At 48.9% G+C, this 14,590-nt stretch carries 8 protein-coding genes; 1 reads left to right on the top strand and 7 read right to left on the bottom strand.

Going from position 1 to position 14,590, the window contains the following annotated elements; genetic code table 11:
- Positions 1–93: 93 nt before the first annotated feature.
- Both LQE92_RS12330 and LQE92_RS12325 read right to left on the bottom strand, forming a co-directional pair.
- Complete coding sequence (locus tag LQE92_RS12330; protein ID WP_231063257.1) at positions 94–1,488, bottom strand: radical SAM protein; 1,395 nt, start codon at positions 1,486–1,488, stop codon at positions 94–96.
- A gap of 42 nt (positions 1,489–1,530) precedes the next feature.
- Positions 1,531–2,139 carry a manganese efflux pump MntP gene (locus LQE92_RS12325; protein ID WP_231063256.1) on the bottom strand — a complete coding sequence of 203 codons (609 nt, stop codon included), beginning with the start codon at positions 2,137–2,139 and terminating at the stop codon, positions 1,531–1,533.
- A 215-nt stretch (positions 2,140–2,354) separates the two neighbouring features.
- On the opposite strand from LQE92_RS12325, the gene LQE92_RS12320 reads away from it, so the two are divergent.
- Positions 2,355–2,633 (top strand): hypothetical protein, encoded by a 279-nt coding sequence (locus tag LQE92_RS12320; RefSeq protein ID WP_231063255.1) that lies wholly within the window; start codon positions 2,355–2,357, stop codon positions 2,631–2,633.
- A gap of 67 nt (positions 2,634–2,700) precedes the next feature.
- Here LQE92_RS12320 and LQE92_RS12315 read toward each other — a convergent pair whose 3' ends face one another.
- From LQE92_RS12315 to LQE92_RS12295, 5 genes are all read right to left on the bottom strand, one after another.
- Positions 2,701–3,825 carry a YibE/F family protein gene (locus LQE92_RS12315; RefSeq protein WP_231063254.1) on the bottom strand — a complete coding sequence of 375 codons (1,125 nt, stop codon included), beginning with the start codon at positions 3,823–3,825 and terminating at the stop codon, positions 2,701–2,703.
- A 20-nt stretch (positions 3,826–3,845) separates the two neighbouring features.
- Positions 3,846–5,414, bottom strand: a complete 1,569-nt coding sequence (locus LQE92_RS12310; protein WP_231063253.1) for an alkaline phosphatase — start codon at positions 5,412–5,414, stop codon at positions 3,846–3,848.
- 187 nt (positions 5,415–5,601) lie between these two features.
- On the bottom strand, positions 5,602–8,412 hold the full coding sequence (locus tag LQE92_RS12305) for an ATP-binding protein (protein ID WP_231063252.1): 2,811 nt from the start codon (positions 8,410–8,412) through the stop codon (positions 5,602–5,604).
- Between the two features lie 75 nt (positions 8,413–8,487).
- Positions 8,488–9,864: a GntR family transcriptional regulator gene (locus tag LQE92_RS12300; protein ID WP_231063251.1), complete on the bottom strand. Its 1,377-nt coding sequence runs from the start codon at positions 9,862–9,864 to the stop codon at positions 8,488–8,490.
- Positions 9,865–9,950: 86 nt separating this feature from the next.
- A complete protein-coding gene (locus LQE92_RS12295) occupies positions 9,951–14,588 on the bottom strand; it encodes a PAS domain-containing protein (RefSeq protein ID WP_231063250.1) in 4,638 nt (1,545 codons plus the stop codon).
- Between the last annotated feature and the right edge of the window lie 2 nt (positions 14,589–14,590).

Here is a 14,590-nt window from a genome sequence, read left to right as displayed (position 1 = left end):
TGCAGTGCCGGACCGGTATTGTCTGCTTCATCCCATATATTATAGCATAAATTCTCTCCGGCATAAAGTATCTGTCCTATTTTCTTCCCCCTATTAATTTTTATAATTACAGTACCCCTTTTGTTCAAAGTGATGTCTCTCCCAGAGCGCCTCAGCTTCCGGCTTCCATTCCTCGGCATATTCCCTGCATTTTCCGCAGAGATGTTCCACCGGCTCTTCTGACTGAAGATCTGTGGAATGTGCCCCCGTCTCCCGCACCATCCGCTCCAGGATCTCCGGATTCTCAAGCATGGGGCAGGGGCGCAGATGATTTCCGTTGAAAGGCTGGTTATTCCGGTAGGCCATAAAAAGCGGCTGCTTCAAAGCCTCTAAGAGCGTGGTCTCCCGAATATTCGCACCGGAATAATGGATGAACACGCACGGCTCCACGTCACCGTTGGGGTTGATATGACAGTAATTCCTGCCTCCGGCGATACAGCCTCCCACAAACTCACCGTCATTCTGAAAGTCCATGGCATATATCTGCTTGCCCCCGATATTCCCCCGAATCTCACGGATTCTGTGGTACATATAAGTCCGCTGTTCTTTTGTGGGCAAAAGCTCCGGCGCCGCCTCATTTCCAACCGGCATATAATGAAAATACCAGGAAAAGCGGCATCCCTTTTCTATGATCATATCCAAAAATTCATCAGAAGTTACCGTCTCCACATTTCTGCTGGTATAGCAGATGGACGTGCCGAACAGCTGTCCGTTCCGCTTCAGGATATCCATGGCCTCCATGACCCGGCCGAATACGCCGTCTCCTCTCCGAAGGTCATTGATCTCTTCAAACCCTTCCAGACTGATGGAAAGAGAGAGATTTCCGACCTCCTTCATTTCTTTGCAAAAAGTCTCATTTACCAGCGTCCCATTGGTAAACGCATGGAAAGCACAGTCATGATGCTTTCTGCAAAGCCTGATAATGTCATTCTTTCTCATCAGAGGTTCTCCGCCGGTCAGCATATAGAAATAAATACCCAATTCTTTGCCTTGTGTGATGATACTGTCCATCTCTTCATAGGTCAGGTTCAGCTTATGTCCATATTCTGCGGCCCAGCAGCCGGTACAGCGGAGATTGCATGCGCTGGTGGGATCCATCAGAATCAGCCACGGGATGCTGCATCCATGAATCTCCCTCATCTGCCGAATAGTTTTTGTCCCATGAAAAGCGGCTTCAAACCCCAGGTTAAGAGCCGACATCTTAATGACGTTGGGGTCGATCTCGTCCAACAACCGGTTGACATACTGCATCCACTTGGATTCCGGATTCTGAATCATCCTCCTGGCCCCTTCGTAGGACTCAGGAAGGAATTGCCCTCCCATGAATTTCTCCGCCAGATCCACCAGCTGCAGCAATCCTTTTTCCCTATCCTTATTTACGTGCTTTAGTGCCGCGTCAATGGCTGATCCAAAACCGGCCCTCGCAGCTTTATGCGATAATGTGCTCATATCTTCTTTTTCCTTTCTGTTTATCTGTACTGAAAATATTTTTCAGCCCTGCAAAAGATAACTGATAAAAATTTCCATACTGACCAGTGCGAGCAAAAGGCCGCCAATGAAATGTGCCTTGTATTTCTGCTCATATCCCAGACGGTATCCGGTGTAAATGCCCAATACTACAGCCGCCGCAGTCAGAATCCCCACTGTAAGAGTTTCCTCCGCAAGACCCGTCTCCATGAATGCGAACCCGACACCCGTCAGAAACGCATCTACACTGGTGGCAAGTCCCAGCAGACACATCTCCTTCGTGCTCCCCCAGGCCTCCAGCTGTTCAAAAATAGGCTCTTTCCGAATCCCCTTCTGAAGCATATAGATTCCGACCCCCAGAAGTATGGCCGCGGCAATCCCATACCAGACCATGGTGATGTGCCGGGACTGCTCTGCAAATGCCGGAACCAGCATGAACAGATTTCCGGTCAGAAGCGCACCTACCTGCCACGCGGAAAAGATCATGCACATCTGAACCAGCTTTTTTTTATCAATCTGTCCTACTACTGCCCCTTTGCAGATTGCGACCGCGTATACATCCAGAGAAAGACCTGCGGAGGTGAGAATCATCTCCCAAATATTCACTTTCCTACCATCCCCTATCCATTCCATTTTCTTCCGCACCTTTAGTTATCTTTTCTGTCTTTTTCGCCAATTATAATTACATTATAAAATTTTTCTTTTCCCATTCCCAGATACAGACCTCATCCGGTGTCGCACAAAATACTACACTTTTTCCAATGTGTAATATTTGCTTTCTGACCGGAACCAGGATATAATAGTTAAAACACACCTGACTCAGTCACAGACGAAAGAGGTAAATCTCCATGAAGAAACTCAAACAGATAGTCTGTATTATATGCGCGGCCCTGCTGGCCGGCATTTATATCATCACTTTGATCTTTTCCATAGCGGACAGCTCTCAGGCCAAATCCTGGCTGAGCGCTTCCCTGTATGCCACGGTCGCCGTCCCGATACTCCTGTACGCATTTCTGCTGATCACCAAGCAGATGCGAAACCGAGATTCTTTGGGACCGGAAAATATGCCGGAGAAAACAGCAAAAGAAGACGGACAGGCTGAAAATAAAAAAGAGTCTTCCAAATAGTCTCCCTGCACGAAGAGACAGCCCGCGGCAGTACGCCGCGGGCTGTCTCTTTCTTCTGATGCCGATTTTATTTATGTTTTTTCCGGGTCAGCATCATCCCTCCTACCATAGCCGTAAACGGAGCGACTGTAACCAGCCCAATGCTTCCTACAACAGTATGCAGGACCTCCGAGGCTATATGCTTATAGTTCAGGATATTATAGACGGGGGTCCCCTGGGCCATGAACACCATAAGGAGCGTCAGATATCCTCCGGAATACGCAAGAAGAAGCGTAGTGGTCATGGTCCCCATGGCGGCACGGCCCACATGGATACCCGATCTCACGGCCTCCCGCCTGGAGATGTCCGGCCGTTTTTCTACGACTTCGTGAATGGCCGAGGTGATATCCACCGCCAGATCCATCACAGCTCCGGAGGCCCCGATAAAGATACTGCTCATAAATATCTGGGTCAGATTCAGATTTTCAAATCCGCTGTATATCAGGCTTTCTGAGTAAGGCATGACCGCCCCGTGTATCTGAAACACATTCGTCAGGAGTATCCCCAGGATACAGGTGGCCGCAATTCCCAAAAGAGAACCGCAGACAGCCGTCAGAAACCGTCTGTCAAACCCATACACCAGAGCAAAGATCACTGCCGTCAGGATGCTGACGATTAAAAGGCTGATGAGGATAGCATTCATCCCGTTCAGGCAGGCCGGCACAATAATCTTCCATATGGAAAGAATGGTAATTCCAAAAGACAGGAGGGCCTGGAAACCTTTCCTCCCTGCGAAACAGACCAGGAGAAGCGCAAAGGCAATTCCCAGCCACAGCTCTTTGTCCATCCGGTAAATGTCGATCATATTGACGGACAGGATTGTGTCATTCTTGTAGCTGATGACTACCATGGCCCTGTCGCCTTTCTGGAAGATCTTGTCTTGTTCCAGGGAACCTGTCAGCATATTGATGCCAACAGTCTCCTGCCCTTTAAAGCGTCCGCCGTCCAGCTCTATGATACACCTCTGTTCCCCGGAACGTATCAGCCCCGTGTCGATGATCGTACTGTTGTCCACCGACACCACAGTCGCTGCACATCTGTCTGTACCCTTATAGATTACGGCATCCTCATAGCCCGTGGGAAGGGCTGCGAGGATGATCAGGAGTACGATTCCAATAAAAAGCGGCATTTGGTCCCAAATCTTACGCCTCATTCATTCCTCCGTGTACTGCTTCACTCGATTCCCGTGAGGGATGCGATCTTATTATAAATATCCGTATTGTCGTAATATCCTTCAAACAGTTCGCTGCCTGCGCCCTGAGCAAATACCGGCACGGGAAGTCCCGTATGTGAATAAGAGGTAAACGCGATGCCGGACTTATTATTGAGGATATGAGTGATCGTCACCGAGAATGGCTCATAGGTACCGTAAAGAACATATTCTTCCTGGCTCATCTCGTCCTGTTTCGCGGCGCCCACTTCCAGAGTCCTGTTGTATGCCGTCTCCAGTCTCTGAAGCTCATAATCTGTAAGCAATAGGGCAGAGTCCTCTGAAGCATCGGGATCATCGGCTTTCATCAGACCAAACAGTTCCTTCACATCGCCGAGGACTGTATCAAAATCTGTCTTCTCTTCTTTATATTTTGCGACATACTCTTCATCAAATCTTGCATAAGAAATCTTCTGATTGCTCAGATTTGTCATGTAGGTATCATAGTTTGTACCTGCGAATCCGATGGTCAGTCCGCCTGTCTCATGGTCGCCTGTTACCAGAATCAGCGTCTCATCAGGATGTTCCGTGTAGAAGTCAAGGGCCTTCTCCACCGCCGCGTCCAAAGCGGTCACATCCCCGATGCTGGATCCGGCATCATTGGCATGACAGGCCCAGTCGATCTTTCCGCCTTCAACCATCATAAAAAACCCATTGTCGTTGCTAAGGACTTCAATTCCCTTTTCCACATAGTCGGCCAGGACCATCTGATCGTCCTTTACGTCTACCTGGTAATTCATGGAATCCGCATCTGCCAGCTGTTCTGCAATGATGATCGCTTTTCCGTCTTCACCGGTCAGCGCCTGAGCCTCCGCTTCTGTCTTGATCACTTTATATCCGGCTTCCTCTGCCAGATCATAAATGCTGATCTCATCCTTGTCGGCGCCTGTATCCTTTAATAAAGCGCCGCCGGCAAAATAATCAAATCCGCTGTCGATGAGTTCCCGGCCAATCTCATAATAGTTGTTCCTGGAATCCTGATGAGCGTAAAATGCGGCAGGAGTCGCATGATTCAAGTTCACGGTAGAAAGAATGCCGATTTTATATCCCATCTGCTCCTTCAGCTTTTCTGCCATTGTCTCATAGGGAACAGTCAGCGAAGTATCCATATTGATGACGCCGCTGTACGTCTTATTTCCCGTGGCAATCGAAGTTGCCGTTGAAGCGGAATCGGGACAGAACGAGGTACTGTCAAAGGTCTGTGCGGAACCTGCAACCGGGAAGTCCATAAAGGACAGTTCGTCTGTCTCCACTCCTCCTGAACTCCCTGTGGTTCCCATATAATATGCGGCAGACTGTATCTGAGGATAGCTCATACCGTCTCCGATAAACAAAAAGATATATTTGGGGATTCTTGTTTCTGCCTGCTGTTCCTGGATATCTGCCGTTTCCGCACTATTCCCTGCAGCCGCCTGTACCGTCTTAGTCGTATCTGATGCAGCCGCATCAGACGACCCGCAGCCTGCCAGGGATGCCATAGCCATCCCCACGGCCATTGTCACGGCTGCGATCTTCGTCAATCTCTTTTTCATGGTTTTTTCTCCTCTTTTATATTATCCACATTCCCTCCAGGGAAAGTTACATGATCACTATAAACGCTCTATGTAAATTCTGTTTGCTGCAGGCAGTAAAAACGAAGTAATTTTTTAAAGAATCTTTTATTGAAAAAAGCTGCCCGCGGCAGTATCCCCGCCGCGGGCAGCTTTCCTACAAATCATTTTAATCTGTTCCTCTTTCGTCTGTTCCCTTTTTCAGCGCTTGATGCAGTTCATGATAAAGGACATTCACGTCAATAGGTTTTGAAACGAATCCGGTCATTCCTGCTGCTATTGCAGAATCCTCATCCTCTTTAAACGCATTCGCCGTCATTGCAATGATCGGGACAGTTTCTGCGTCCGGCCGCGGCAGTCTGCGGATAGCCGCCGCTGCCTCCAGTCCGTTCATCTCTGGCATCTGGATATCCATTAGAATTGCAAGATACTCTCCTGAACAGCTCTTCTCAAACATCTCCAGGGCTGCTTTTCCATTTTCAGCCCGTTTCACTTCCGCTCCTCCTGCGCGGAGCAGCTCTTCTGCAATCTCCGCATTCAAGTCATTGTCTTCCGCCATCAGGATCTTGATCCCCTCCAGCTTCTCCATTCCGGTCTCCAGACCCGCTGTCTGTTTTTCATCCAAACGCCCTTTCCGGAGCGTAAACGTGAAATAAAATTCGCTTCCCTTCCCAGGCTCGCTCCTGAGAAACAGTTCACTCCCCATCAGCTGGACAATACTTTTACTGATGGCCAGGCCGAGTCCAGTTCCCTGGCTCATGGAATAATTGGAACCAAGCTGTTCAAAGCTTTTAAAGATACGCTGCTGATCTTCCGCCGCGATTCCAATCCCCGTATCGATGACCCGTATGGTAAAAGAAGCATCCTTGTCGGACGAAGCATCCTCTGTGATCCGGAGCAGAATTATCCCGCCGGAAGGAGTGAATTTAAACGCGTTGGAAAGCAGGTTGAGCATCACCTGTCGCAGGCGGATAGCGTCGCCCTCCAGTACATCGTCCTGTATTTTCTTCTCCAGATAAAATCTGAGTCCTTTTCCGACAGCCTCCTGTTTCATCATATCCTCTATTTCATCCAATATGGCGTGAAAGGAGAATGGTTCTCTGGCCACTGTCATCTTTCCGCTTTCAATCCGGCTCATATCCAGGATATCATTGATCAGACGAAGGAGATATCGGGAAGAGGACTTTATTTTTACCAGATTCTCCTTCGCCTTTTCCGGCAGCCCTTCTGTCATCCCCATCAGATCCGTCAGCCCCACAATGGCATTCATAGGCGTCCGGATCTCGTGGCTCATGCGGGACAGGAACTCACTTTTTGCCCAATTATCCGCTTCTGCTTTTGCCAGCTCAGCGTGCATAGCGGCCGCATGAAGACGAGACCGGCTGATGATGATCACCACGATCAGCAGAAGGATGAGAACCGTAGCTACCACGCCCACCGCCAGTGCCGGATTGGCGTATACGATATTGAGCAGGGTCATATGAGATTCTCCGATGGAGATCATATTCCGGCTGCCGATCGCCGCCTTCTCCTCACTGGAAAGAGTGTTGATGGATTTATTCAGAATGGAAAGAAGCTCCGGCTGCGCCGGACTTTTCAACGCAAAACTTATATTTTGAATGTCATTGACCAGGTTCACCTGCATCAGATTTGTAAAATTGTTCGCCTGAATGATACTTTCAAGACGAGCGGAGACTCCATAAAAAAAGTCTACCTTGCCGCGGTTGACATCCGCCAGCGCATCTGTCATATTCGCATACTCTATCACTTTGTCCGCCATGATATTCTGCGGCATCTTCTGACCTTTCAAAATGGCTCCCGTAAGCCCTTCCGCAGGATAACTGGATTCCTTATTCCTCACTAAAATAGAATCCAGTTCCACATAGGACGCCGTCAGAGCCAGATCCTCCTCTATGGCATCTTCATCAGAACCCAGATAAAATCCCTGAACGTCCGCTTCTCCGCTCTGGAGCTTTTCAAGGGCCTCATGATAACTGTCGCAGTACAAATAGGAAAACTGCAGCCCGGAGTAATCAGAGATCTTTTCGAGAATATCCGGTATAAAGCCGTTATGACTGGCGTCAGAATTAAGACAGAACAGAGGATGCCACTCCCGCGGGACCGCCACGATCACAGTCTCCCTCTGCCGGATATATTCCTTTTCCTCTTTACTTACAGCTGCGTTCAGATTGGCAGCCTCTGGAAAATTCGCTTCATATAATTTTTTTGCAAAATTCGGATCTGCCTCATAGATTTTTTCCAGCGCCATATTCAAGCCGTCCAATATCTCCTGACTGCCAGGCACAGTGACAATATAATGAGGCTGAGAATCAAAAGAGGCAGCTATATAGAACGATTCTCCAGAATCGGCGCTGTTGCCCAGCAAAAGGTCCACTTCACCGCTCTCCAGAAATTGGTTCAGATTACCGGTTTCCATCAGCTGGTCATAATTATAATATTTAAGCGTACAGTCCAGATCATTGAGGTCCAGGTATATCTGAAGCCTCCGAATGTTTTCTGATGCCCGTTCAAACACTCCGATGGTCTTGCCGTTAAAGGAGCTGAGATCATAACTTTTGATCCCGTCATCGTCCTTTCGCGCCAGCAGAATCAGTTTGCTGTATCCGCAGTTATACTCCGGATACCCAAAAAATTCTTCCAGACCTTCCATGTAGTACTGGCCGCCCATCAAATCAAATTCGCCGGTTTCAAAGCGCTCCAGCAGATTCTCACTGTTCACATCAATATACTCATATTTCCATCCCGTATACTTGGCTATCTCATCAAGAGCATCAACGATCAGCCCATAGTGTTCCCCATCCTCCGCAGTCATGGAATACCCTTTCGTCTGCGGAAATGCAACGCGGAGCACCTTTGGTTCTTCCGACGCCGTACTGGGCAGAGCTGACGCTGCCAGAAACAGTACCGTGAGCAACAGAGCCGTCATACCTTTTTCCATACGATTCCATATATATTTCATAAGATTACCTTCCTCGCTGTCCAAATAACCTGCCGGCTTTTCGCCGTAAAGACTGACCGTTCTGCATCCGGCCTTCTACACGGGCAGCGGACAGCGTTTCTCCTCCTGCTCCAGAAGTTCTTTCCATTCCCTGGAGAAAGCTTCTATATCACGTCTCTCTAAATACCCGGCCATCCGCGCTGCTGATTCTGAATATATCATATCAGGAGTTTCAGCCCTCTTCTGCAAAAATGTAAAAGGACGCCCCCAGGACGCCAACCCTGTCAGCTTTTCATAACATTCCCGGACCATCGCCAGAGGGCATTCCTTTACGAGAAATGTAAGATAGACATCAAAGCATAGATAGCTCTGCTTTTGCCGGCGGATCCGGAACAAGCTTTCCTGCAGTACTTTCAGTTTCTCTTCTGTTACACGTCTCAGAGTATAAAGCGATACGTCCTGAACCGTCAATGCCAGAAGCTGCAGGCTTTCCCGGTACAGCTCCAGACTCCCCCTGATCTCTGTCCCGGAAAGATCAAGCCCGGTAAATTCCATGCAGACCTGCGTCCCCTTCCCCTGAAAGGATCTCGTGACGCCAAGGGCCTCCAAAAGACCCAGCACCCGCCGAACTGTGATCAAGGACACTCCATAGCGCTCCTTCATCTGCGGCAGAGACGGCAGATAGCTGCCGACTGGATACTTCCCGTCCATGATCTCCCGGATGATCTGTGAAGCAAGCACATACCGTATCTGTGGACGCCGGCAGATATTCCACCGGAACGGAACCGGCTCCATATGCGTCAGATGGTATTTTTCCGGCGCCTCTTCTATGAAGAAAAACAGATTATCCACCATATCCTCAAATGATTTTTCATATTCCCGTTTTAATATAGAAACAAAATCTTTTTGAAGATCTTTTTCCAGTCCCGGTATGGCGTTTTTTGGTTCATCTCCGCCGGATAAATATGGAAAACGCAGATAACGGATCCCCTCCCAAAATAGGCTGAGGATCAGCTGATTATCCCATGTGCTGAGTACGATCATATAAAATTTCATCGTGAGGGGTACATCAACAGGTGTGACAGCGTTCAGATCCCGCCGGATCTGTTTCCATCTTTCTTCCTCCCAATTTCGCAGAGCCGTTTCCCATAACGGTACAATCAGAAGGCGTCCTGACTCGGTAAAGTCCAGGATGCCTTCTTTCCTCGGCACGTAATATTTTGCGGCGTTCTCCCTGAAAAGGCTGAGATCTGCCTGGAATACCACTGCCGCGGCTTTTCTCTCCTCATTTCGGATATATCCATTCTTTTCCAGAGCAGCCAAAGCAGACCTGACAGTCCCCCGTCCCAGATGAAAGACCGTACAAATCTGGGAAATGGGCGGCAGATTGTCTCCAAATTTGTAAAATCCAAAGCGGATCTGTGTTTCATAATAGTCATATACAAGCCTGCACAGACCATTACTATTATTCATCGCTTCACTCTTCCACATCGTTCTCTGTCACACCTTCCCCGTTTCTGTCACTGCTTTTTGAACATTGATCCAGTAATTTCCTTCTCTTAACTTCTGCGTTTCACCACTCTGCACAGAGCAGCCCGCAGGATTTCCACATCTATCGGCTTTGCCACATGGGCGTTCATTCCTGCTTCCAGGGACAGCTGTACATCCTCGGCAAAGGCATTGGCCGTCATCGCGATGATTGGTATCTCCGCTGCATCCGGCCGCTGTTCCATCCCCCGGATGGTCCGCGCAGCTTCATATCCGTTCATATGCGGCATTTGAATATCCATCAGAATCGCGTCATAAGTCTCCGGAGCCGCCTCCTTAAACGCTTCCACTACCTGCCGGCCGTCGTTCTTCACCACAGCTTCCGCTCCATACATCTCCAAAATGCCGCAGGCAATCTCTGCATTGATCTCATTATCCTCTGCCACCAGAATACAGCACCCGGCCAATGCCGCATCATCCGCCGCGCTCGTCTTATCTCCGATCCCGATGTCCGCAGGTGTCTCCGCCTCTTCTTCTGTCTCACATTCCAGTTCTACCTGAAAAACCGTCCCCCGTCCGACCTGACTGGACACGGAAATCCTGCCGCCCATCAGATCCACCAGGCCCTTCGTGATACTGAGCCCCAGGCCCGTCCCCTCTATCTGAGCCGTATCGTCACTTCTGAAAAATGGTTCAAAAATATGGGGGAGAAAATCTTCCGAAATACCTATTCCCGTATCTCTGACAGTAAAACGGTAACGCACAGCACCTTCCCGCCCAGACGGGAGTTCCTCTGTAAGAAGGCTCACTCTGCCGCCTCCTGACGTAAATTTGACCGCATTGCTCAAAAGGTTGATGAGAATCTGATTGATTCGCAGGGAATCTCCATAAAAGTGAGTATGACGTACGTTCTCCGTCAGAATCTTAAAATCAAGACCGGCCGTTTTAGCCTGGGGTATCATTATCGCGGAAAGCTGCTCCAGCTGCTCGGTAAGAGAAACGTTCATACGATTCAGCTTGATCTTCGATCCGTCTATTTTGCTCATATCCAGCACATCATTGATCAAGCTCAGCAAATGTTTGGAGGAAACTGAAATTTTCCGCAGATATTCCTCTACACGCTTCCCATCATCCAAATGGGCTAAAGCTAAAGCGGTCATACCCATGATCGCGTTCATGGGAGTACGGATATCGTGGCTCATGGCAGAAAGGAACTCACTCTTCGCCTGATTCGCCTTCCTCGCCTGGTCCAGCGCATTTTCCAGCTCATACTGAGACTTTCGCTCCGCAGCCAGCATATCCGTAACATCTGCCCGTACCAGGCAGATCGTCCTGTGGTCCTGGTCTCCCCAAAGGACATTTATCTGCTTGTACCGTTCTTCCTGTCCCGTATGATACGGCAGCAGGAATTCATATCCCCCCGGTTCTTCCTCCAGGCGTTTTTTTATAACCTCCAGACTGAACTGTGAAGCGGTATCTCCTCCTTGTTTCGCAGACCCATACTGGTCTACAAAACGTTCGATTGCTTTATCATAATCTTCAATATAATACGGAGACAGATTTTCCAATACTGTCTGACGGGTGTGCATGGTCAGCCGCCCGCTATTGACATCAATAAAGCCCGCCAGATCAAATGTATAGGCTATCATATTAAGCAGTCCCTGCTGCTCCCGGAGAGAATCAGTGATATCTGTCCTTGAAAGGCAGACCCGGCCCAGCTTGAGATCAATAACGGAAACTGTCATATTTTTTATTCGGATATCTCCATTATTGTCCACAATAGAAAACGCAAAGGTATAGGGACCGCCATTCTGCAGCCGTTCAGTCATCATAACCGGATCCAGACCTTTTTTGAACCTCTCTCTGTCCCTTGGAACAATCCTGTAATCCAGCATATGATTCATCCATTCCGTATGGCAGCCCTCTCTTGGCGGAATGCAGTTGGCATTCTCGCTGTAAGAAAGAATCCGGTAGGAATCCTTTATCATATCCACGTCGACGACAAAATCATACCCGCTGACTGAAAGCTGGTGCAGAATCCGGTCGGATATCGTCCGTTCTGTAATATCTGTCACCGTCAGAATCCCCGTCACATCATCGTTATCCGGCGTGGACACCATATTCATCTTAAACTGGGCGTACCGGCCGCTGGACTCATTCGGAAGCTGAATGAAACATTCCTGGATCTGTTCTGTTTCATTTCTCCGGAAAGCATCCAAAGACGGGGCGTTCAAATAAGTATTCAAAAACTTCCGACGGGCTCCCGAATCGACAACGAGCGCAGAAATTCCGGTAAAAAATTCCTCACGGACCGTACCGAACCGCTCCAGCACACCGGTATCCGTATAATCTATGATCTCTAAGATTCTGTTTTTTGTAATGTTGCAATGCCCTACAATAAGCGCATCCGGTCCCGGAGTACGGTAATGCTGCACGATCAGATCATTATACTGCTTCCGTATCTGTTCCTGTTCTTCCTTCTCTCTGGTAATATCATGATAAATAGCATACAGCCGTTTCTCTCCTTCCCGGTTCTGGATGATGGAAAAAGAAGCTTTGACCCAAATGTATTCATCTGTTCCTTTCCTCATCCGGTATGACATTTCATAATGGTCTGTTCCGCTGGCCATATATATGGCCAGCTGCTTTTTAATATAATCCAGATCGTCGGGATGAGTACCGTTTGTAGCGTCCTGACGGTACACCTCCCAGGCTTCCTCCACAGACATGCCGGTCAGAGCCGCAAATCCGTCGGAAAGATATTCCGGCGTCATGCGGCCGTCTTCACCATATCGCACGACTGCCACTCCTCCCGGCAGGTTTTTTGCCATTGTCTGGAAATATTCCTCCAGGCGTTCTTTTTCCTTTTTGGTTTTCTTTGCTTCCGTAATATCACGGACAAATTTTATGTACGCAGGAACCCCGTTCCAGTCTGTCTCACGAAACCGGGTCGCATAAAACCGATCGGCTTCACCAACGGCCATCTCATGTTCTTTTCCCTCGGGTTCGCTTTGAAGCGTACAAAATCCGCATGGAGTACTTTTGCCATGAAGCGCGGCATAGCATTTTCTTCCAAGGCTGGGTTTTCCACAGGTAAACAGATCTTTTGACTCGCTGACATAAAGCAAGTCATAATTCTCTTTGTCGATCACATAGATCCCATCGGCAGATTCATTGGCAATATTCTGATATAGCTGGGTTTCCGCCGACATACCGGTAAAGACGGCATAAAATCCCATGTTCTCAGAGAACGGACCCATACGCCGTCCGTTGAGGTGAATCCACGGTATATTCCCGTCTTTATGTTTGACCCGATAAGAAACATCCAGTACCTCCCCGCTCACCAACGCTGCTTTAGCCGCTTCAAGCACCCGTTTCCGATCCGGTTCATATATCACATTCATGGCGTCGTCTCCAACCAGTTCCGTAAACTCTTTTCTCGTATGGCCCGAAAGCTCCATCACGCCGTCGGAATAATAGGTGGGTATAAACCGTTCCCCTTCCACCCGATAGCTGGCGATACCGCCTGGAATGGAATTGACCAGATGCCCAAGTTCCAGCTGGGCTTCTTTCAGATCCGTGATATTGTGAAATACGCACTGAATAAGCGGATATCCCTCTTCTTCTCCAATCTGCCTGGCCTGAATATGGACCCAGACGATGTGTCCGTCGCGATGCTGCTTCCGGAATTCAAAATCCGCCACCGTGTGCTCTGCGATGGCTTCCCGCAATTTGGAGACCACCATATCTTTGTCCTCCCAGTAGGTCATCTCCGACGCATCGCCTCTGGCCTTTTCCCGGTATTCCTCCACTGTATATCCGGACAATTCCGGCACGCCATCGGAAAAATACCGGGTCTCAAATATATCGGACACACGGTAGATGGCCACGCCTCCGGGAATTGCATTGATGATGTCCCGCGTCCTGGCATTGGCATCAATCAATTTCTTTTTTAAATCCTGCTGTTCGCTAACGTCGCTGTATACGCCGTAAAGAAGCTTTGTCCCGTCTATTCCAGGTTTTACCGTGGCTTCCAGGTGGATCCACCGGTATTCTTCTTTCTCACTGTTCCACAGGCGGTAGGTATGCTGTCCGGTTACGTTTCCCCTGATCACTTCCCGCACTTTTTCCTGCAGATCGGCAAGATCTTCCGGATGAACACCCAAATAGCTTGTTTCCCGCTCGACCGACTGAACATGCTCTTTTGAATACCCCATGATACTGTAAAAAGCCGGGTTATGAAACACTGGTGAGAGCTGTTCTCCTTTAACCTGATATACGCCAAGGCCGCAAGGAATACTGCTCAGAGTAGTCTGCAGTTCTTCCTTTAGAGTGTTGGACCGGACCTCTTCTTCTTTCCTCTCGGTAATATCCACCGCATATTCAATGTGAGCGGGCTTTCCGTTCCAGTCGATAAGCCTGCCGTTCAGCTGATACATGCGGTGACTGCCGGGATGTATGAATTCCCGTACAAATGGTTCGGTCCCGCTCAGCTGTTCGGCATGGCAGAACGAGCAGGGTTCTTTAAAACCTGCCAGATGATAACAGCAGCGTATTTCTCCGCCGGCCTGGGACAATAAGGTCTCTTTCGCAAGACGGTTGGCATAGAGAATGCTCCTGTCCTCAATATCGCTGACAAAGACAGCCACCGGCATATTGTCCAAAATAGCATCCGTCTGTTCCACTGTAAGATAATTCCCTATTGCCATGC

This window comes from Lientehia hominis (assembly GCF_021044755.1).
Lineage (GTDB): Bacteria > Bacillota > Clostridia > Lachnospirales > Lachnospiraceae > Lientehia > Lientehia hominis.
Note: the sequence above shows the minus strand (reverse complement) of the source record. Positions and strands in the feature narration are given on the sequence as shown.